Origin of the sequence: Kaistella treverensis, assembly GCF_900114045.1 — a bacterium.
Classification (GTDB): Bacteria; Bacteroidota; Bacteroidia; order Flavobacteriales; family Weeksellaceae; genus Kaistella; species Kaistella treverensis.
Genome location: NZ_FORQ01000001.1, coordinates 542,723 through 564,012 on the forward strand (window position 1 = coordinate 542,723; position 21,290 = coordinate 564,012).

20 protein-coding genes and 1 tRNA gene are annotated in these 21,290 nt (G+C 39.8%); 10 read left to right on the forward strand and 11 right to left on the reverse strand.

Annotated features, from left to right (window positions below; translation table 11 throughout):
• Positions 1-99: 99 nt before the first annotated feature.
• Complete coding sequence (gene typA / locus BMZ55_RS02615; protein ID WP_089818391.1) at positions 100-1,905, forward strand: translational GTPase TypA; 1,806 nt, start codon at positions 100-102, stop codon at positions 1,903-1,905.
• A 182-nt stretch (positions 1,906-2,087) separates the two neighbouring features.
• Here the strand turns inward: typA and BMZ55_RS02620 are convergent, their stop codons facing one another.
• Positions 2,088-2,861 carry a ferritin-like domain-containing protein gene (locus BMZ55_RS02620; RefSeq protein WP_233701872.1) on the reverse strand — a complete coding sequence of 258 codons (774 nt, stop codon included), beginning with the start codon at positions 2,859-2,861 and terminating at the stop codon, positions 2,088-2,090.
• 66 nt (positions 2,862-2,927) lie between these two features.
• Complete coding sequence (locus tag BMZ55_RS11315; protein ID WP_177179773.1) at positions 2,928-3,830, reverse strand: hypothetical protein; 903 nt, start codon at positions 3,828-3,830, stop codon at positions 2,928-2,930.
• Positions 3,831-4,244: 414 nt separating this feature from the next.
• Here BMZ55_RS11315 and BMZ55_RS02630 point away from each other — a divergent pair, with 414 nt between their 5' ends.
• Positions 4,245-5,711 (forward strand): glycoside hydrolase family 10-like protein, encoded by a 1,467-nt coding sequence (locus BMZ55_RS02630; protein ID WP_394332623.1) that lies wholly within the window; start codon positions 4,245-4,247, stop codon positions 5,709-5,711.
• A 41-nt stretch (positions 5,712-5,752) separates the two neighbouring features.
• On the opposite strand, the gene BMZ55_RS02635 is transcribed toward BMZ55_RS02630, so the two are convergent.
• Complete coding sequence (locus BMZ55_RS02635; protein ID WP_089818395.1) at positions 5,753-6,403, reverse strand: SOS response-associated peptidase; 651 nt, start codon at positions 6,401-6,403, stop codon at positions 5,753-5,755.
• A 144-nt stretch (positions 6,404-6,547) separates the two neighbouring features.
• Here BMZ55_RS02635 and BMZ55_RS02640 point away from each other — a divergent pair, with 144 nt between their 5' ends.
• The 7 genes from BMZ55_RS02640 (at position 6,548) to BMZ55_RS02670 (ending at position 12,287) form a co-directional block, all read left to right on the forward strand.
• Positions 6,548-6,916, forward strand: a complete 369-nt coding sequence (locus BMZ55_RS02640; RefSeq protein ID WP_143068736.1) for a glyoxalase — start codon at positions 6,548-6,550, stop codon at positions 6,914-6,916.
• Between the two features lie 97 nt (positions 6,917-7,013).
• Positions 7,014-7,086: transfer RNA gene (locus BMZ55_RS02645), tRNA-Met, on the forward strand.
• Positions 7,087-7,218: 132 nt separating this feature from the next.
• Positions 7,219-7,830, forward strand: coding sequence for an L-threonylcarbamoyladenylate synthase (locus tag BMZ55_RS02650; protein ID WP_089818399.1), 612 nt, complete (start codon positions 7,219-7,221; stop codon positions 7,828-7,830).
• A 127-nt stretch (positions 7,831-7,957) separates the two neighbouring features.
• The gene (gene yaaA, locus BMZ55_RS02655; protein ID WP_089818401.1) at positions 7,958-8,716 is read left to right on the forward strand and encodes a peroxide stress protein YaaA; all 759 of its coding nucleotides are present in this window, start codon (positions 7,958-7,960) and stop codon (positions 8,714-8,716) included.
• 16 nt (positions 8,717-8,732) lie between these two features.
• Complete coding sequence (locus BMZ55_RS02660) at positions 8,733-9,128, forward strand: acyl-CoA thioesterase (protein WP_089818403.1); 396 nt, start codon at positions 8,733-8,735, stop codon at positions 9,126-9,128.
• Entirely contained in the window at positions 9,128-9,688 is a 561-nt protein-coding gene (locus BMZ55_RS02665) for a helix-turn-helix domain-containing protein (RefSeq protein WP_089818404.1), read from the forward strand. The genes BMZ55_RS02660 and BMZ55_RS02665 overlap by 1 nt, the downstream gene beginning before the upstream one ends.
• Before the next feature lie 76 nt (positions 9,689-9,764).
• The gene (locus BMZ55_RS02670) at positions 9,765-12,287 is read left to right on the forward strand and encodes a copper-transporting P-type ATPase (RefSeq protein WP_089818406.1); all 2,523 of its coding nucleotides are present in this window, start codon (positions 9,765-9,767) and stop codon (positions 12,285-12,287) included.
• A gap of 37 nt (positions 12,288-12,324) precedes the next feature.
• Here BMZ55_RS02670 and BMZ55_RS02675 read toward each other — a convergent pair whose 3' ends face one another.
• The 5 genes from BMZ55_RS02675 to queA form a co-directional block, all read right to left on the reverse strand.
• Complete coding sequence (locus BMZ55_RS02675; protein ID WP_089818408.1) at positions 12,325-13,302, reverse strand: polyprenyl synthetase family protein; 978 nt, start codon at positions 13,300-13,302, stop codon at positions 12,325-12,327.
• Between the two features lie 92 nt (positions 13,303-13,394).
• Positions 13,395-14,270 (reverse strand): hypothetical protein, encoded by an 876-nt coding sequence (locus tag BMZ55_RS02680; RefSeq protein ID WP_089818409.1) that lies wholly within the window; start codon positions 14,268-14,270, stop codon positions 13,395-13,397.
• Positions 14,267-14,986 (reverse strand): YoaK family protein, encoded by a 720-nt coding sequence (locus tag BMZ55_RS02685; RefSeq protein WP_089818411.1) that lies wholly within the window; start codon positions 14,984-14,986, stop codon positions 14,267-14,269. The genes BMZ55_RS02680 and BMZ55_RS02685 overlap by 4 nt, the downstream gene beginning before the upstream one ends.
• Entirely contained in the window at positions 14,986-16,020 is a 1,035-nt protein-coding gene (rlmN, locus tag BMZ55_RS02690; protein WP_089818413.1) for a dual-specificity RNA methyltransferase RlmN, read from the reverse strand. The genes BMZ55_RS02685 and rlmN overlap by 1 nt, the downstream gene beginning before the upstream one ends.
• Before the next feature lie 89 nt (positions 16,021-16,109).
• Positions 16,110-17,159 carry a tRNA preQ1(34) S-adenosylmethionine ribosyltransferase-isomerase QueA gene (gene queA / locus BMZ55_RS02695; RefSeq protein ID WP_089818415.1) on the reverse strand — a complete coding sequence of 350 codons (1,050 nt, stop codon included), beginning with the start codon at positions 17,157-17,159 and terminating at the stop codon, positions 16,110-16,112.
• 368 nt (positions 17,160-17,527) lie between these two features.
• On the opposite strand from queA, the gene BMZ55_RS02700 reads away from it, so the two are divergent.
• Positions 17,528-18,076 carry a hypothetical protein gene (locus BMZ55_RS02700; protein ID WP_143068737.1) on the forward strand — a complete coding sequence of 183 codons (549 nt, stop codon included), beginning with the start codon at positions 17,528-17,530 and terminating at the stop codon, positions 18,074-18,076.
• Positions 18,077-18,145: 69 nt separating this feature from the next.
• Here BMZ55_RS02700 and BMZ55_RS02705 read toward each other — a convergent pair whose 3' ends face one another.
• From BMZ55_RS02705 to BMZ55_RS02715, 3 genes are all read right to left on the reverse strand, one after another.
• Positions 18,146-20,149: a S9 family peptidase gene (locus tag BMZ55_RS02705; protein ID WP_089818419.1), complete on the reverse strand. Its 2,004-nt coding sequence runs from the start codon at positions 20,147-20,149 to the stop codon at positions 18,146-18,148.
• A gap of 57 nt (positions 20,150-20,206) precedes the next feature.
• Positions 20,207-20,686, reverse strand: a complete 480-nt coding sequence (locus BMZ55_RS02710; RefSeq protein WP_089818421.1) for a PH domain-containing protein — start codon at positions 20,684-20,686, stop codon at positions 20,207-20,209.
• Between the two features lie 177 nt (positions 20,687-20,863).
• A complete protein-coding gene (locus BMZ55_RS02715; protein WP_039344415.1) occupies positions 20,864-21,208 on the reverse strand; it encodes a phage holin family protein in 345 nt (114 codons plus the stop codon).
• Between the last annotated feature and the right edge of the window lie 82 nt (positions 21,209-21,290).

The following is a 21,290-nucleotide window of genomic DNA, read 5'->3' on the forward strand; positions in this document are numbered from 1 at the left end:
CAACTTTCGCCAAAAATTAACATAAATATTTATTAAATTGAAAAACTTATAAAGTTATTTCACCAAAAAAGATTACTTTTGCACGGTCAAAAAACGAATATGCAAAACATCAGAAATATCGCAATTATTGCGCACGTTGACCACGGAAAGACTACTTTGGTTGACAAAATCATTCACGCTACCAGTGTTTTCCGCGAAAATCAGGAATCCGGCGACCTTATCATGGATAACAACGACTTGGAACGCGAACGTGGAATTACCATTTTATCAAAAAACATTTCGGTTACTTATAAGGATACCAAAATTAACGTAATTGATACGCCTGGTCACGCCGATTTCGGTGGTGAGGTAGAACGTGTTTTGAAAATGGCAGACGGTGTACTTCTTTTGGTTGATGCATTTGAAGGTCCGATGCCGCAAACACGTTTCGTGCTTCAGAAAGCTTTGGAACTAGGTTTAAGACCAGTTGTTGTTATCAACAAAGTTGATAAACCAAACTGTCGTCCGGATGAAGTTCACGATCAGGTTTTCGATTTGTTCTTTAACCTTGATGCAACCGAAGAGCAATTGGATTTCCCAACATTCTATGGTTCTTCAAAACAAGGTTGGTTCAACACTTCATTGGAACCGACAGAGAATATTTTCCCGCTTTTAGACGGAATTTTAGAGCATGTTCCCGCTCCGGAAGCTAAAGAAGGTCCGCTTAGAATGCAGATTACATCATTGGATTTCTCTTCTTTCCTGGGAAGAATTGCAATTGGAAAAATCACTCAAGGTTCTGTAAAAGAATCTGAATGGAAAGGTCTTGCGCAGGAAGACGGAAACATTATTAAAGGAAAAGTAAAAGAATTATACGTTTTTGAAGGTCTTGGTAAAAAGAAAGTTCAGGAAGTAAAAGCAGGTGACATCTGTGCAATTGTTGGTTTTGATAAATTTCAGATTGGCGATTCTTTCGTTGATCTTGAAAATCCAGATCCGTTGCCACGTACCGCAATCGATGAGCCTACTTTGAATATGACTTTCTCTATCAATAACTCCCCTTTCTTTGGAAAAGACGGGAAATATGTAACTTCTAATCACCTGAAAGAAAGGTTGATGAAAGAGTTGGAGAAAAACTTAGCTTTAAGAGTTGAACCTACAGAAGACGCAAATACATTTTTGGTTTTCGGTCGTGGTATTCTTCACCTTTCTGTTCTAATCGAAACGATGAGAAGAGAAGGTTACGAAATGACAATTGGTCAGCCACAGGTTATTTTGAGAGAAATTGATGGCGTAAAATCTGAACCGTATGAATCTATGGTTGTTGACGTTCCGGAAGAATATGCTTCAAGGGTTATCGATTTGGCAACTCAAAGAAAAGGTGATCTTCACATTATGGAAACCAAAGGCGAAATGCAGCATTTGGAATTTGAAATTCCTTCCAGAGGTTTGATCGGTTTGCGTTCGCAAATGTTGACCGCAACTGCAGGTGAAGCAATTATGGCGCACCGTTTTGTAGATTACAAACCTTTCAAAGGTTCAATTCCGGGAAGATTGGTTGGTGTTTTAGTGAGCAAAGGTCAAGGCCCAGCTACTGAATATTCAATTGCAAAATTGCAGGACAGAGGTAAATTCTTCGTTGATCCGGGTGAGGAAATCTATGAAGGAATGATTATCGGTGAGCAAAACAAACCTGGAGATCTGGTTGTAAATATCGTTGAAGCTAAACAGCTGAACAATATGCGTGCTTCCGGGAAAGATAAAGACGGCAGCATTGCACCGAAAATTTTGTTCTCATTGGAAGAATGTATGGAATATATCCAGGGCGACGAAGCGATTGAAGTTACACCAAACTTCATCAGAATGCGTAAAAAAGTGCTTTCTGAAAACGAAAGAAAACGCATCGAAAGAGGAGCGAAAGGATAAAAATCACTTCTGATATAAATAAAAAAAAGCCCCGTTTTGGGGCTTTTTTTTGCTTTTAGCTTTAAAAATTTAAGCAAAGAAATTTTAAAAAAATGCTGTTTTAGCCGGAAATTTTTCTTTAATTCTTTACTTTAGTTTTAATTAAAAAAGCAAGCCTATAAGCTTGCTTTATGTTTTATTGTTTATAAAACCAGACCGGGGTCGTCGTCGTCATCATCGTATTCATAATCTTCGCTGTCGTCATCTTCATCTTCGCCCGCTGCACGGAAATTAATGAATGATTCAGCAATATCAGTTAAGTCGAGGTCGGTTTCCTCTTCTTCTTCCAGTGTCGTTTGAAGCAAATCTGCGGCGCGTTCTAAGCCCAGCGTTTCAGCTAATGCCACCAAACCACCGTAAGATGCTATTTCATAATGCTCCACTTTTTGTGCTGCAATAATCAGCGCGGCATCGCGGGTCATTGTGCCTTCTTCAGTTTCCTGAATAATGCTTTCGCCTTCTTTTAAAATACCAATGATGGCTTCGCATTTTTTACCTTCAGGTTTTTCTTCAATTGTTTTAAAGACTTTTTCCAGACGCGAAACCTGCTTTTGAGTTACCAAATGGTGATCTTCAAAAGCGTCCTGCAACTCTTCTGTAGTTGCTGCCGCTTTCATTTTCGGCAGAGCTTCCAGAATATGTTTTTCTGCAAAATACATATCTTTCAAACCATCAAGGAAGAATTTGTAAAGCGGACCGTCTTTAGTTGCTTCCTGGCTGTAATCTTTCGGACCGGAAGTTTGCGAACTTTGCATCATTGAAGTGCTAGAAGTAGATGAACCAGATGTACCGGATGAAGCTGAACTGCTTGAATTTGTACTGCTGTTTTTAGCTGCTCCGGAAGCACTTTTTTTTGTTCCGGCTTTTTGTGTTTCTTCTGCTGAAGTGTTTGCTGTTTTTGTTTTATCGGAATCCATAATTTTTCTTTTTTAATGCGTTAATTTAAAAAAGGCCGGCCACTATAGCCGGCCCTATATATTTAGTTAAGAATTTCTTCCGCCACGGCTACCGAAACCGCCTCTTCTACCGGAACCGCTTCCGGAACCGCCACCTCTGCTGCTTCTGCCATCGGATGTAAATCTACCCTGGCTGTCTCTTTGCTGATTTCCACGACCTCGTGAGCCACCACCTTGTGATCCTCCTCTGGAACCGCCACCCTGGCTACCACCACGTGATCCGCCACCCTGGCTACCGCCTCTTGAACTTCCACCTCGAGAGCCACCACCTTGTGAACCACCTCTTGAGCCGGAACCTCCTCTACCGGATGTATATTGGTTTCCAAAGAACGGATGACCTTCCTGGGCACCTCTTCTGTCGCTGCCACCACCGGATGAACCGCCACGGCCACGACCACCGCCGCCCGATGAACCGCCTCGTGAACCTCCACCTCCTGAACCTCCTGATGAACCACCTCTTGAGCCTCCACCGGAACGTCCTCTACCAGATGTATACTGGTTTCCAAAGAATGGATGACCTTCACGGGCGCCTCTTCCGTCACCGGAACCACCGCCTCTGCTTCCACCTTGTCCTCCACCGGAGCCGCCACGTCCGCCGCCTGAGCCGCCTCTACCGCCGCCAGATCCGCTACGGGATGAACCACGGCCGCTGTTTCCTCTTCTGTCGTCTTCATCGTCGTCTTCTTCATCATCGTAGTCCTCATCGTCGTCCTCGTATTCTTCATACCATTCATCATAGCTGTCTTCATAATCATCATCATAATCTTCGTCTGCCTGCGCATCGGCGTAGCCATCTTCATATCCATCCTCATAGGCCTGTTGGAAGATTTCTTCTAAGTCGAAATCTTCTTCCTGACTTCTTCCTCCTGAATTACCTCTACCGGATGAAGAATTAGATCTTCCTGAACCGGAATTACCTCTTGTTGCCATAATAATAATGTTTTTTTGGTTAGGCTTTTCCCGCAACAGAAAATATACCAAAATTTGTTATAACGTGTTAATATACAGTTAAGTAAGAGTTAAAAACATTAGCAAATTTCCGCTAAATTTAACATAATAAATTTGGGGAAGTTTTAATGTAATGCATAATTTCGCACGCGCGATAAAAAAGAATAATTGCTGAAAAACAGGGAATTACTTTTTGGCTGAACACATTACTTGCCAAGTATTTTTGCTTTTAGATAACTTTTTTGGTTAAACCTGATTTTGACCTTAGTTTAATTTATATTGCTATTTTTGCGCATGCACATAAAAATTTCACCGTCCGCACTCCTGCTTGCAATTGCTGTTTTATTTACCTCCTGCAGTACGCCAAAAAAGCCTAAAACAGCCGCCAAAAAACCGGTGGTTACCATAAAACCAGTCACACCAAAAGCGCCCGAACCAAAAGTTGAAGTTTTAAAGCTGAATCTCCCGGAAGTAAACCGCGAATTCCGTGCAGCTTGGGTAGCAACCGTTGCCAATATCAACTGGCCTTCACGAAACAATCTTTCTACCGAACAGCAAAAAGTGGAAGCGCTGAAAATTTTAGATTTGCTGAAAAACGCCAATTTTAACGCTGTAATTTTTCAGGCACGACCTTCCGCGGACGCGATGTATAACAGCACAATTGAGCCGTGGTCGTATTTCTTAACAGGCGAAATTGGTAAAGCGCCAACACCTTATTATGATCCATTGGAATTTTGGATTTTAGAAGCTCACAAACGCGGAATGGAACTTCACGTCTGGTTAAATCCCTACCGCGCGCATCACACCACCGGCGGCGCAATTACTTCTGAATCATTAGTTAAAAAAATGCCGGAGCAAATCATTAAGCTTAAAAACGGAATGCACTGGATGGATCCTTCGGATGAAAAAACCCAGGATCACGTTTCTAAAGTAATCAATGATCTGGTAAAAAGATATGATATTGATGCGGTGCACATCGATGATTATTTTTATCCCTACCGTGAATACAACGGCGGTAAAGATTTTCCCGACAACCGAACCTGGAATATGTATCAAAAAACCGGCGGAAATTTATCTAAAGCAGACTGGCGCCGCGCGAACGTGAATAAATTCATCAAAAGAATTCATGACGAAATTAAAGCCGAAAAAAGCTACGTGCAGTTTGGTATCAGTCCTTTCGGAATTTGGAAACCCGGTTTTCCGGAAGGCATTAAAGGTTCTTCACAATACGATGAACTTTACGCAGACGCAAAATTGTGGTTAAATGAAGGTTGGCTGGATTATTTTTCGCCCCAACTCTACTGGAAAAACGACGGTCCACAAAGTTTTCCGGCGTTGCTAAAATGGTGGGAAAGTGAAAATTCACAAAAAAGGCATCTTTACCCCGGAATAAATACTGTTGGTTTAAATGGTGTTTCCGATAGACCAGCAGAAATCGTAAGCCAAATCAATACAACAAGATCGGTTTTAAAAGACGCCGCCGGCACAATTCATTATAGCGTAGACGGCCTCTCAAAAACCCCCGCGATGTTAAGCGCCGTAAGCCAGGCCTACAAAACTCCGGCTCTTGTACCATTAACACCATGGATTAAAACCGAACCTTTAGAAAAACCACTTTTATACATCGAAAAATCCGGTACTTCAGCTATTGCAAAATGGAATTCCAAGGATTTTACTGAAGTTTTTCAATGGATTTTATATGCTAAATATGGTGATGTTTGGGAAACTCAAATCATTGAAAAAAGTAGAATATCTGAAACATTACCTTTAATTAAAAACGGAAAAAAACTCAATACTGTTGCGGTAAAATCCGTAGACCGATTAGGAAATGAAAGCGCATACGACGGTAAACTCATTAAATAAGAAAGAAAAATTTGCTGCTAAAGTGGCAGATTTTTTAAATTCTAAAATAGAGAAAGCTGAGTTGATGATGGGTCTAAATTAATTGCAACCAAATCCGGATCGTAATTCGGAAAAGCAAAATCATCGACAGAACGCTCAGAAAGCCACGCTTCTTCAGCACTTTTTGCTAAAACCAAAGGCATTCGATCCTTCGTGTTGTGAATTTCGCTCATAAATTCATTCGCACCCGAGGTTACAATTGAAAAACTCGTGAGCAGCTCATTGGTTTTCGGATCGGTCCAGAAGTTATAAATTCCGCCCAAAGCAAACGGTTTTTCACCATTATTCAGGCGGATAAAATATTTTTCTTTCTTTTTACCTTTCGCATCCAGCTGCTTCCACTCGTAAAAACCGTGGACCAAAACCAGACATCTTTTCGAAACCGAATCTTTAAAACTCGCTTTCTCGGCTAAAGTTTCAATTCTTGCGTTCAGCGTATTTTTTTGTGGAGCACGGTCTTTCGCCCACCACGGAAGTAGTCCCCAATCGCCGAGAACAGCAATATCAGGGTTTTTATCCAGAATCACCGGCGTTTTCGGAAAAGAAAATCCGTTCGTAAACTCGGAACCCTGAAAATCCGGACCTTCATACGACACGCCGAAAGTGTCTTTCATTTCCTTTCGCGTCAGCTGGTTTGAAACGTAATAGCACATGGTTCAAAAATTTAATTCAAAATTAGAAATTATATTTTTAAAAAATTTGCCGTTAGAAGCGGTAAAAATTCGGAATTACCAATCGCCACTTCCCGACTTTTGCGGAATTAATGTCTACTTTTGGTGAAATTACAGCCAGTAAAAATGATTACCAAAAAAGATTTACGTCCGACTTTAGAAATTCCCACATTTGAAGAAAGCACCGCGGTGGAGAAATTTCAAAACGAAGTTTTGCGCCCGATTTTAAAATTACAAAATGAAATATTTCTGGCTTTTTACAAAGCATTTTTAGCGCGGCAGAAATTGGATTTCACCTCTTTAAATCCGGAAAAGAAAAGAAATTTCATTAATCAAAGTTTTCAGAGAGATGCGAATTTGAAAAATATCTGCCTTGGGTTGACGCTTGGAATGCTGACGGCGGAAGAATTTGAAATATACAATTTGGATGATAAAGCATATAACAAGCGAATTTTCACCATGTTAAGCGAAAGGATTTTGAGCCAACTTCTGTAGCGATAAATCTAAACTGAAAAAAAATGCCATTCTATGGGCAAAATTTTTCTCAAGATTTGGATTTTCACAAAAATGTTGTATATTTGCATCACAATAACGCGGGGTAGAGCAGTAGGTAGCTCGTCGGGCTCATAACCCGGAGGTCGCACGTTCGAGTCGTGTCTCCGCTACTAAGCAAAGAGAATCACAATAGTGGTTCTCTTTTTTTTTGCGTCTTGGTGAAGGTTTTGGGGAAATCGCATTGCAACAAACTCTCTTTTTACCGAAAATGCTTTAATGCTTAATTTTTATTAAATTTGTATATGGCAAAAATTCTTAAAATTTACCCCGAAAATCCTCAGGAAAACCTGATTGCCGAAGTGGTGAAAACGCTCAACAACGGCGGTCTCATCATTTATCCGAGCGATACGGTTTACGCTTTGGGCTGCAATATTTTCGACATTCGCGCCATGGAAAAACTCGCGCAGATCAAAAAAATTAAGCTCGAAAAAGCCCAATTTTCTATTATCTGCAACGATCTCAGCCATCTTTCGGAATTTACGCGTCCGATTGACACCAGCACGTTCCGCTATCTGAAAAATAATGTGCCGGGCCCGTTCACCTTCATTCTCGAAGCCAACAAAAGCCTGCCACTCGCCTACAAAGGCAATAAAACCGTGGGAATTCGCGTGCCTGATCACACCGTTCCCCAAATGATTGTCGCAAAATTGGGTCATCCGATCGCATCCACTTCAATTAAGGATGACGACGAAGTTATTGAATACTCCACCGATCCCGAGCTGATTGCTGAAAAATACGATCATTTGGTGGACATCGTCATCGATTCCGGCTATGGCGACAACGTGGCGTCCACAATTGTAGATTTAACCGGCAGCGAACCCGAAATTATCCGGCAGGGAAAAGGAGAATTTTAGCAGTTTTTTTGGCCATCTTTTCCCCCCTCCGTTCCCTCCCGATTTTACATCGGGATCCACTCAGGTCGGGATGGAATTTTACCTGCTTTATAGCGCTTTTTTTTAATTTTTACTGCCTTTATAAAATATGAAAATTATCACCTCGCCCGCAAAGCTTATGAATATTGAAGGTTCCAGCCCTTTTTTGAAAATGACAAAACCACATTTCATCAAAGAAGCTGAACTGATTCAGGAAACTTTAAAGCAAAAATCACCAAAATATTTAGCGGATCTCATGGAAATTTCCAGCAAACTTGCTGATGAAAACTGGGAACGCAACCAAAAATGGAAAGCAAATCCTTCCGCAAAAGAATCTGCGCCAGCGCTGATGGCTTTTGCAGGTGAAGTTTACCGCGGATTAGATGCCAAGTCATTGGACGAAAAAAGCATCAAATACCTCCAAAAAAATTATCGCATGCTTTCCGGACTGTACGGGCTTTTAAAACCTTCCGACCGCATTATGCTTTACCGTCTTGAAATGGGCAGAAAATTCAAGTTCGAAGGTTACGAAAACCTCTACGAATTCTGGACAGAAAAAGTCACAGAGGAACTTAACAGCGAACTGAAATCAAAAGATGTGGTGCTGAATCTCGCCAGCAAAGAATATTTCAAAGTTCTGGACAAAAGCAAAATTAAAACGCCCGTCATCGATTTCGAATTTTATGATTACCGCGAAGGAAAACTTGCCCAGATCGTAGTTTATACGAAACACGCGCGCGGCTTGGTAGCTCGTTTCTGCGCGGAAAATAACGTGCAGACGCTGGACGAAGTGAAAGCCTTCAACCTCGAAAAATATTATATCGCTGAGGACTTGTCGAGCGATACAAAACTTGTTTTTACAAGATAATTTAAAACCAAAAAACATGAACTATCATACTAGAAAATGGATTAAGCCTGAAGATCTAAATCCAAACCATACCTTATTTGGCGGCCGATTGCTGCAATGGATTGATGAAGAAGCTGCACTTTACGCAATCGTTCAGCTTGAAACGCCGCGTTGCGTAACTAAATATATTTCGGAAATCAATTTCGTAAGTTCCGCGCGTCAGGGCGACATTATCGAAATAGGAATTGAAGCCACGGAATTTGGAAATACGTCGATCACTTTAACCTGCGATGTCCGCAATATGATGACGCGCCAAACCATCATCACCATTGAGAAAATAATTTTTGTGGGCGTAAATTTAGATGGAAAACCTACCAAACATGGCAAAACAAAAATCGAGTTTATTTCCGACCGATTAAAACCTGATTTATAATGATGGTTTTCATTAAAAATATGGTTTGCAGCCGCTGTATTTCTGCGGTGGAAAAAGTTTTTAATGATCTGGAGGTTCCGGTTGCTGCTGTGCATTTAGGTGAAGTTGAAACCACGGAAAATTTAAACAAAACAGAAATACAAAACCTTGATCAGCAGTTGCAGAAAATTGGTTTTCAAATTCTCGAAAATGCTTCCAAAAAGATCATTGAAAAAGTCAAGAAAGTCTTAATAGTAAAAATTAATGAACTGGACATTTCTGAAGATTTTGTTCTGTCTAAATTTTTAGCCGAAAAACTTTTGAAAGATTACAGCGCGATTTCGAAAACATTTTCCCAAAATGAAAACGTGACTTTGGAGCAGTTTTTCATCCTTCAAAAAATAGAAAAGGTAAAAGAACTGCTTTTATACGACGAATTTTCGCTAACCGAAATTTCTAACAAACTCGGGTATAAAAGTGTTCAGCATTTATCATCCCAGTTTAAAAACATCACAGGTTTTACACCATCGGCTTTCAAAACGCTGGAAGTAAAAAACCGCCTCCCGCTCGACAGCATCTGAATTTTATAACTTTCTTCCGTATATTTATAACAGCGTTTCCCGAAAAATGGGGAAATTTGCTTTATAAATTTTAGAAATGGATAAACATCAACATACACCACCGTCCGAAAGAATTTCACCAAGTTCCGTTTATTATTGTCCAATGGAATGCGAAGGTGAAAAAGTGTACTTTTTACCGGGACAACGCTGTCCGGTCTGCAATATGTATCTGGTTCCGATCGAGGAAAGAGCGGATTATAAAGACAAAGCGCAAACTTTTTCAAAAACAAATTTACCCGAAAGCTTTCAGGAAAAAATCGGTCAATATTTCTGTCCGATGTTCTGCGAAGGGGATAAAACTTACCCTTACGATGTTGGCTGTCCCGTTTGCCACATGCATTTGGAGGAAATTACGGAAGAATTGGTTGCTTCTGCCGCGCCGCATTCCCATTCTCACAAGCATATTGAAGAACCAAGCGCTATCCACCAGGAAAATAACGTCGGAAAATATTACTGTCCGATGTTTTGCGAAGGTGACAAACTCTACGATTCTAATGTCAGCTGTCCGGTTTGCGGAATGGACCTCGTAAGAATTCCCGGAAACAACGACGAAGGCGGTGAAGATGATACCTATAAAAACTTAAGGAAAAAGTTTCTGATTGCTTTGGGTTTCTCCATTCCGGTTTTCATTTTATCAATGGGCGGAATGTGGTACGATTTTCCATTTTCAGGGCAAACGCAGGCTTTTATTGAACTTTTACTTTCAATTCCGGTGATATTTTATGCAGGCTGGTTTTTGATGAAACGTGGCTGGGTTTCCTTTAAAACCTGGAATCTTAATATGTTTTCGCTGATCGCGTTGGGTTCTGCAGCTGCATTTTTATTCAGCCTTGTTGCGATGTTTTTTCCGGATATTTTACCGCACGAAATTCGCCACGGCGGCAGCACACCACTCTATTTTGAGTCGGTTTGTGTGATTCTGACGTTGGTGATTTTAGGTCAGATGCTTGAAGCGCGTGCGCACCAGAGAACCGGAAAAGCGATCGAAGAACTGATGAATCTTTCTCCAGCTGAAGCAAATTTAATCGTTGATAATATTGAGAAAAAAGTGCCACTTTCGGAGGTAAAAATCGGAAGTATTTTGCGTGTGAAACCGGGCGAAAAAATTCCAGTTGACGGTAAAATAACAGAAGGAAATTCAAATGTTGATGAAAGCATGATTACCGGCGAACCCATTCCGGTGGAGAAAAAAAGCGGCGAAATGGTTACTTCCGGAACAATAAACGGAAACGGAACATTTTTAATGAAAGCTGAAAAAATCGGTGCGGACACGTTGCTTTCGCAGATCATTAAAATGGTAAATGACGCGAGCCGAAGCAAAGCGCCAATCCAGAAATTTGCAGACCGAATTTCAAAAGTTTTCGTTCCGACCGTCATTGGAATTTCAATTTTGACTTTTGTTTTGTGGAGAATTTTTGGCGGTGAAAATGCCTTAATTTATGCTTTTGTAAATGCCGTTGCGGTGCTGATTGTCGCATGTCCGTGTGCGCTTGGTTTGGCAACACCGATGTCTTTAACCGTCGGAATTGCAAAAGGCGCAAAAAATGGTATTTTAATTAAAAACGCTGAAGCACTTGAACAGATGCACAAAGTAAATGTGCTTATTACCGATAAAACAGGAACTTTGACCGAAGGAAAACCGAAACTTGATGAAGTGATTTCCGTCGGAAACAGCAACCGTGCGCTTATTTTAAAGCTGGCGGCTTCATTAAATCAAAACTCGGAGCATCCGCTTTCAAATGCGGTTTTGCAGGAATTTAAAAATGAAAAAACCGATTTTGAAAAAGTTGAAAGTTTCGAAAATATTTCTGGTAAAGGTGTAACAGGAAAAATCGGTGGTGAACAGATTCTTTTGGGCAACGCCGCGCTTCTCGAACATTTTAACCTCTCGGTTCCGCAATATTTGCAGGATCAGGTAGACTCCGGAAAAAGCCGCGCAAAAACCATTTCTTACCTCGCGAAAGGAAATGAAGTTTTGGGAATGCTTGCTTTTTCAGACAATATTAAAGCAAGTTCAAAAAAAGCCATCGATTATCTGCACGAACATAACATCGAAGTGGTGATGATGACCGGTGACAATGAAAATACAGCGAAAGCTGTCGCGGACGAACTCGGTATTAACACCTATTTCGCGAACTGTCAGCCGCAGGACAAAATGGAGGAAATTATAAAACTTCAGGCTGAAGGAAAAATCGTGGCGATGACCGGTGACGGAATTAATGACGCGCCGGCTTTAGCTCAGGCAAACGTTGGTATTGCGATGGGAACTGGAACTGATGTTGCTATAGAAAGCGCAGAAATTACCCTTTTAAAAGGCGATATTTTGGGAGTTGCAAAAGCGAAAATTTTAAGCGAAAAGCTGCTGAAAAATATCAAGGAAAATCTTTTCTTCGCTTTCATCTACAACACTTTGGGAATACCGGTTGCAGCAGGATTGCTCTACCCGATTTTCGGAATTTTAATGAGCCCAATGATTGCGGCGGCCGCAATGAGTTTCAGTTCGGTATCCGTAATTTTGAACTCGTTGCGTTTGAATAATGCCGATTTGAAAATTAAGTAAAAAATGCCATTTTAGCGGCGAAAAAATTTTAGAAGGATTAGAACTTTCTTTCGATGACGTAATTCAGCATGAGTTGCAAAGATTTTTTCGCCTCTGATTCGGGAAATTCTTCGAGAATATCTTTTGCTTTTTGCTGGTATTCTTTCATTTTAATGATTGCGTAATCCAGTCCGCCGGATTTTTTTACATACTCAATGAGTTCTTTGACACGTTTGCTGTCGTTATTATAGCGTTTAATCGTATTGAAATAATAGGAACGGTCTTTTTCTGTGGCAGTTCTCAGCGCGTGAATCAGCGGCAATGTCATCTTTTTTTCTTTAATGTCAATACCTACAGGTTTTCCGATAATATTCGAAGTTAAATAGTCGAAAAGATCATCTTTAATTTGAAAAGCCATTCCTGTGTATGTGCCAAATTCGCGCATTTTAGTGGCTAAATTTTCGTCGTTGCTTGTTGATAGAACACCGATTTCACAACATGCAGCAATTAAAGTCGCCGTTTTCTGCCGGATAATTTCATAGTAAATATCTTCGGTAATATCGAGTTTTCTGGCTTTTTCAAGTTGCAGAAGTTCACCTTCGGCCATTTCGCGAATGGTTCGTGAAATAACCGTGAGCAAATCGTAATCTTTATGGTCTGTAGAAAGCAAAACTGCTTTAGAAAGCAGATAATCGCCCACCAAAACAGCTATTTTATTTTTCCATAACGCATTGATTGAAAAGAAATTACGCCGTTTAAAACTTTCGTCCACCACATCATCGTGAACCAAAGTCGCGGTATGAATAAGCTCAATCATCGAGGCGCCACGAAATGATTTTTCATTAACTTCTCCGGTAAGTTTGGCGCACAGAAACACGAACATCGGACGCATCTGCTTGCCTTTTGTCGTTACAATAAACCGCGTGACTTTATCGAGCAGCGCAACATTGCTTTGCATAGATTCATAAAACTTCTGTTCAAAAAGTTTCATTTCCGCATCGATCGGATTCTTAATTTCTGCTACAATATTTGCCACAAATTAGAAGTAAGGTTTTCGCATTTCGTAAGTTCACACAAATATAAATATAAATAAAGAATTTCCTTCATAAACTCCGCGCTGGCGGACATTTATTTTATTTTTTCGTGTGGAATGAAATAAAGGTACGGCTTTGCTTTAAATATTGAAAAAATAAGTTCTTCACCGGCAAGATAAATACCTTTTTCATTAACGGCTAAACCTTCAATCTGCCCAATTTTTAAAGCGCTGCCGAGGTAAAAAGTTTTGGGGTTTTTGTTGAAAAAGATCCCCTGTTCTGTTTCTGAGAAAATTGAAAGAAAAACTTCGGTTTTTTTGGTATAACCCACGAGGTAAAGTCTTCCCGCAAAATACGCAGCGTCACTTACCGTAAAACCTGTATTGAAGCTTTTTATTTTTTGCGCAGGCTGATTTTCAGTAATTTCCGGATTAATGATATAATGCGTTGTGGCTTTTGACTGCCATTCTTTGGTGAAAATATGCAGTTTCCCGTTCAGAAAAATTATCGCTTCCGCATCGAAATTGTTGTTGAGCGGTTTTGGGAAAAAATCCTGCTGTTCGGGGTAAAAAAACGGAATTTTCTGAACGGAATTTAAAGCTAACGAATCCTTGACAGGAACTTTATAAATTGCTAAATCTTTACGAGTGCCCTCATTATTACCAAAATCGGCGATATACAGATTTGCTGAATCCGCAGCCAAAGCTTCCCAGTCAATATTTTTGATGTTGGTGGGAAAAACTTTTTTTAGTTTTCCGGAAACTTCATCAATTTCAAATAAATCAGAAGGATTTCCACTGTCGTTTAAAGTAAAAAGCCGTCCGTTAATGAATTCCAGCCCGGAATTTTCTTTCAGCGAATCGGATAAATGTGCAACGCGAAAACGGTTGATTTTTAACCAATCGTATCTTTGCTGCGCTGAAATATTTAAAACACAAAAAAAGGCAATTATAGCGGCAAATTTTTTCATTTCAGTCTGCGGTGCAAAAGCAACATTTTAATTTTAATAAAATCGTATGTCAGACCGCCAAGCAAAATTATTGAGCCGAGGATAAGCGATTTTATTCCGAAACTTTCGAATAAAATTCCGCCGCAAACTCCACCGGCAAAAAACATCCAGATGATGGTCAGCCGCAAACCAATGGAACGTATTAATTTTCGTTTGTGGCTTTTGTCTTTATAGAAAAAAAGCTGGGAAAATTCAATTCCCAAATCGGTGAACATGCCGGTTAAATGCGTGGTTCGAACGATAGATTTTGAAATGCTAGTGACTAAAGAGTTCTGCATTCCCATCGCAAAAAGCAGGCTGAACGCAATGACGTCCGGATTTCTCGGAATGAGATAATTTCCCGTTACAGCAATCACCGCGATGATAAAAGCTTCGGTAAGAATTGGAAAAACGTAGGTTTCATTTTCGCGGATTCGGGAATATGTTTCTACCATAAAATTTGCCGAAAAAGCCCCGAAAAAAAAGAAAAAAACGAAAAGTGCAACGTGGAAAGCATTTTCAAAATTCAGCTTAAAAGCTTCGTCTACAAAAAAAGCGAAATGTCCCGTAACATTGGTGGTTAATTTCTGTACTGAAAAAAATCCAACCACATTCACCAAACCGGCAACAAAAGAGAGCAAAGACGCAATCCCAAGATTATGCGCTGGCGTTCTGGTTTTCCCGATGTGCGAAAACATTACTCACTGCTTTTATTAGCAAGCTGTCCGCAGGCAGCATCGATATCACCACCGCGACTTCTTCGTATCAGCACTGTAATTCCGGCTTTTTCCAGCTGACGTACGTAATTTTCTTCCGCATCTTTATTGCATTGGTCATATTTTCCGTCACCAATTGGATTGTACTGAATGAGATTCACCTTGCTTGGAATCTGCTTACAATATCTGATGAGTGCTTTAATGTCTTCATCCTGATCATTAATACCTTTCCAGACACAATATTCAAACGTAATAATATTTCCGGTTTTTTCATACCAATATTTCAAAGAATCCAGAATTTCAGTCAATGGAAATTTATCAGAAAAAGGCATGATTTCGTTTCTTTTTTTCTCAATAGCGGAATGCAGAGAAAGCGCCAAATTTACACGCAGATTTTCGTCGGCGAGCATTTTTATCATTTTAGGAATTCCCGACGTTGATACGGTGATGCGGCGCGCAGACATTCCTAAACCTTTCGGATCCGTAATTTTTCGGATGGATTCCACCACATTTTTGTAATTCATCATCGGCTCTCCCATTCCCATAAAAACGATGTTGGAAAGTGGCCGGTCGAAATACAGTTTACTCTGTCTATCGATGAGTGCAACCTGATCAACAATTTCTGCAACTTCCAGATTTCGCATTCTTTTCAGGCGCGCTGTTGCGCAAAATTCACAGTTTAGCGAGCAGCCAACCTGAGACGAAACACAAGCTGTTGTTCGTGTTTCAGTAGGAATTAAAACTGATTCTACCAAAAGACCATCATGCAGTTTTACCCCATTTTTAATGGTTCCGTCGGTTGATTTTTGGAGCTGGTCGACGGAAATCGGGTTGATGAGATATTCCTGCGAAATGCGGTCGCGCAAATCTTTTGAAAGATTCGTCATTTCATCGATGGAATGCAGATTTTTATTCCACAACCATTCATACACCTGTTTTGCACGAAAAGGTTTTTCGCCCAAGGAAACAAAATATTCCTGCAGTTGATCGAGGGACAATGTTCGGATATCTTTCAAAATAATTTTTGGTTTAAAATGATAAAATTTTAGATTAAAAACACCGAAATGAATTTAATCTAAAATTTAAATCTTTCATTCACAGCTTCTTAAAGAATCAGCATCGCGTCGCCGTAAGAATAAAATTTATATTTGTGCTTGATGGCTTCTTCATAGGCTTGCATGAGGAAATCTTTGCCGGCAAATGCAGCAATCATCATCATTAATGTAGATTTCGGCATGTGGAAATTGGTAATCATACAGTTGGCAACACCAAATTCATGCGGCGGGAAAATAAATTTGTTTGTCCATCCGTGGTAAGGCCCAATTTTTTTGTTTGAAGAAACCGAAGTTTCAATCGTTCTCATTGTAGTTGTTCCTACAGCGCAAACTCTTCTTCCCTCGGAAACCGCCTTGTTGATGATATCGGCATTTTTCTGATCGATAATGGCCTCTTCAGATTCCATTTTATGCTTCGATAAATCTTCAACTTCGATTGGGTTAAAAGTTCCCAAACCAACGTGAAGCGTAACTTCCGCAAAATCAATTCCTTTAATTTCCAGTTTTTTCATCAAATGACGCGAAAAATGCAAACCTGCAGTTGGAGCTGCAACAGCGCCTTCGTGCTTCGCATAAATCGTTTGATAACGCTCTGCATCTTCAGGTTCAACTTCTCTTTTGAAATATTTCGGAAGCGGCGTTTCTCCCAATTCTTTCAGTTTCGCACGGAATTCCTCGTAAGAGCCATCGTACAAAAATCTTAAGGTTCGTCCTCTGGAAGTGGTATTATCGATAACTTCAGCTACTAAACCTTCGTCTTCCGTGAAAAATAATTTATTTCCGATTCTGATTTTTCGCGCCGGATCCACCAAAACGTCCCAAACGCGGGTTTCTTTATCAAGTTCTCTTAAAAGAAAAACTTCGATCTTCGCGCCGGTTTTTTCTTTATTTCCGTACAATCTTGCGGGGAAAACTTTGGTATTATTGAATATGAAGAGGTCTTTTTCTTCGAAATAATCTACGACATCTTTAAATAATCGGTGTTCGATCGTTTGTGTAGCACGGTTCAAAACCATCAGTTTTGCGTCGTCTCTGTGCTCTGCGGGATGTTCTGCCAAAAGTTCTTCGGGCAAATCGAAGTTAAAATCAGATGTTTTCATTTTTTAAATTACGGTTTAAAAATTACTCCGAAATCTCTGGAAATTCGGAGTGCAAATATACGACATTCCGAGGCGGAAGTCAAGCCGCTTGAAAATTCGCAATTATAAAGCTGTTTGAAATTACATAAAACAGAAAAATTTGTTGCTAAAATGGCATTTTTTCCATTTTAAAAATTTAATCAAAGCAACTTTTAGCAAAACCAGAAAAAAAAGGCCGAAATAACACGGAATTTTTTTTATAGAAAGTTTTTGACGGTTTTCATTCTTTAAATTTTATTAAATGAAATGGTATAGAAAGCAACATTTTTTAGTTTTACAGCAAATTGGCTTGATAAATGTAAGCGTGTTTAATTATTAAATAGAACATTATGAAAAGATTATCATTATTTATGGGAATGGTCGCTCTGATTTTTCTCACCAGTTGCCGTGACATCGTAAACTCTGTATTAGATGTTTTACCACCATTTGAAGTACCTTATTCAACTCAGATGACGGTGCCGTTTGCTGCTGTAAGCACCACTGCATATACGAAATCGCCGGAAATTCATATGGATATCAACCTTGATAATGAAATCAAAGCGTACAATCCCAAATATTCCGTTGCAAATTTAAAGTCGGTGAAAATGAGTAAGCTGACTGCAACATATGTAAGTTCTACAGGTGGAACAAAACTGGACGTCATAAAAAATGCGAGAATTTACATTAAAGGAAGCAATCTCCCGGATAAACTTATCGCTACCGTGGAAAATAATACCAATCCAAATGAAATTGTTTTTTTTACTACAGACACGGAGATCGTAGAATATTTTAAAAGTAACCGTAATTCATTGGTGGTAGAAGTACAAGGAAGTAAAGTAACCGCGGACCAAATTACCATGAAATTAGCAGCTAATTTTAAAGTCCGCGCAGAACTTTAAAAAATCGAAAAAAAACCTAAAACAAGGGCAAAAAAAAGAAGTTCAGATTTTTCTGAACTTCTTTTTGTTTTATAAAGTTTCCTTCAGCCAGGAGAAAAATTCTCGTTGCCAAACCAGCGCATTTTGCGGATGCAACACCCAGTGGTTTTCATTGGGGAAATAAAGGAATTTCGATTTCAAACCTTTCAGCTGCGCCGCCTGGAAAGCTTCCTGACCTTGCTCATAAGGCACGCGGTAATCAATCCCACCCTGAATAATCATAATTGGTGTATTCCACTTATTCACATACTCCGGCTGCGATGGATCGAATTTCGTGTACGCTTTCGGCGTTGGAATGTCGTAAGGCGAACCACCCAAATCCCAGTTCGCGAACCAAAGTTCTTCTGTAGTTAAAAACCAGGATTTCATATCAAAAAGACCGTCGTGCGCGATGAAGGTTTTAAATCGGTTTTCATGAATTCCGGCAAGCATGAAAACGCTGTAACCACCATAGCTTGCACCAACTGCACCCATTCTGTCACCGTCTACATAAGGCAAAGTTTTCGCGTAATCAGCAGCTGCAAGATAATCGTCCATCACTTGCCCGCCCCAGTCTTTAGAAATTTCTTCATTCCATTTTGTGCCCCAGCCCGGCATTCCGCGACGGTTTGGCGCTACAATGATATAATCGTTTGCCGCCATCAAAGCAAAATTCCATCTTGTGCTGAAAGTCTGTGTAAGCGCCGATTGCGGTCCACCCTGACAATATAATAAAGTTGGATATTTTTTCGCCGGATCAAAGTTTGGCGGATAAATAAACCACACGCCCATTTCCTTGCCGTCTGTGGTTTTCACCATTTTAAGTTCGGTTTTAGACGGCGTAATTTTCGCGTAATTCTCCTTATTAACTTCCGTAACCTGTGTCATGGTGCCTTTTTTAACATCAACATTAAACAGATCAGCATTGTGATTCATATCGGTTCTGGAAACCAGTAGATTGTTTTTATTTAAGGCATAAATATCATTAACGTCGAAATTTCCCGAGGTAATCTGGGTAATTTTTTGGTTTTTAGGGTTTAATGAAAACAGCTGTTTCGTTCCGCGCCACGGTGTGGTGAAATAAATATTTTTAGAATCTTCGGTCCAGAAAACTGATCCGGCAACGCTTTCATCCCACTTCGAAGTCAGATTCGAAACGCGACCTGATTTCCACTCGAGAATTTTAATATCATTTTTATCAGCTTCATAACCTTCTCTTTCCATGGACATCCAGGACAGATATTTTCCATCCGGTGAAAACTGTGGCGAAACATCATAACCTTTATTGCTTCCGGTCAGGTTTCTTACCGCGCCCGTCGCTACATTATAAGCGAAAATATCGGTGTTTGTAGATTTTGCATATTCTTTTCCGCTCAATGGTTTTGTAACGTACAGCAATTCTGTAGAATCCGGGCTCCAGACAAAATCTTCGCTTCCACCGAAAGGCCGCTGTGGCGCATCGAAAGTTTTACCTTCCAGCAAATCTTTAGCTGCTTCTACTTTTTCGGCGGTGTTTACCACAAAAACGTGGTTGTATTTCCCTTCGTTAAAATAATCCCAATGGCGGTGATTAAGGTCGGTATAAATCTGCGCTGTGGTTTTCGGCACATCGTCATATTTATCTTTACCCATTACTTTTTCCACCAAAACTTCTTTGCTGAAGGCGATTTTTTTACCGTCCGGGGAAATCACAATATTGTCAACTTTCCCGATGGTGTAAAATTCAGACCAGGTTTTTCCGGCATCTTTAGACAAATAAATTTTGTCGTCTTCCTGAGCATAAATTCCGTTTTTATCCCATTGAATCAGCGATTTTTTTCCTAAGTCAAGATTGGTTGCCTGCGCATTTTTGATGTTTAAAAAGTAATTCTTTTTGTTGGTTTTTTCAGTTTTCAGGTCGGTTTTTCCCACGCTGTAAATTAAAGATGACTGATCCGGCGAAACGGCAGTAACTCCCAACTTATTCAGCGTCCAAAGCGTTTCGGGCGTCATCACATTTTGTGCATTCATAAGAAAAGGCGCAGCAATGGCGATCAAAGTATGTTTTAGTTTCATAAAAAAAGATTTTATTTTCTGCAAAGGCAGACAGACAAAGATAAAAAATTAGCCTGTTTAAGCCGATATTTTTTGAATTTCAGCTACAAACGTTTCGGGATTTTCAGGTGAAAGCATATAAATTTTGCCGCTTTTCAAGGTGATTTTTACTTTTTTGTAAATGTTGGTAACATACCAAACATCGCGGCCGTTGAAGTAACCGAAATAGCCGAACAAACCACCACCACCAAAAGTTCTCAAATTCAGGCCTGTTTTTTTCAGCTCTTCCACGCTTTTAATTTCATTTAAATTAATGACAACTGCGCCGAATAAATTTTGAATTAAAATTTGCTCCGAAGAAAGTGCAATTCTTTTCGGCACAAAAGCATACGAAATAAAAATAACCGCGATAAACAATACCGTCAAAAGCACGGAAACTGAAAGTTTTTGCGGCTCAATGAAGTATGAACTGCCAGCCAGCATAGGCAAAAAAATAAGCAAAATAACCGTCAATATTTTGGTGCGGCCATCCATTTCAGCAGTTTTAAATTCCTTCATTTTTTTTAGTTTTTAAAAAATATTATCGTACGGTGTAAAATCCAGGAAAATTTTGCCTTCAAAAAAAGTTGTGCTGAAAAGCAAAAATACCGAGCAAAACAAGGCAAATTTTAAAAATTTACCAAGCGAAAATATACTCATTATTCTGAGATTGATTTAGAAATTTAAAAAAAGCCGCTAATCACCGGAAGAAAATATTCCGCTAACTAAAGAAGTGATGAGCGAAAGCGCGATACTGAAAATAAACGCCCAACCAAAACCATCGATAGTCATTCCCGGAACGAACTTCGCTGCCAGCAAAACCACCAAAGCATTGATGACTAATGAAAAAAGTCCCAGCGTAAGAATGGTCAACGGCAAACCCAAAATCTTTAAAATGGGTGTTACAATTAGATTTAAAACACCTAAAATCAGCGCAAAAACCAACGCTGTTGAAAATCCGTCAATGTGCACGCCGGTTAAAATTTTGGTTAGAAAAAACGCTACAACCGCCGTTACGAGTAATCTGATAATTAAGTTCATAATCTGTATTTTTTATAAAAATACAAAAATTTTAATTTTAAGTAGCTTAACGATGCTTTTTTCTATTGAGAGGCAGAAGGGA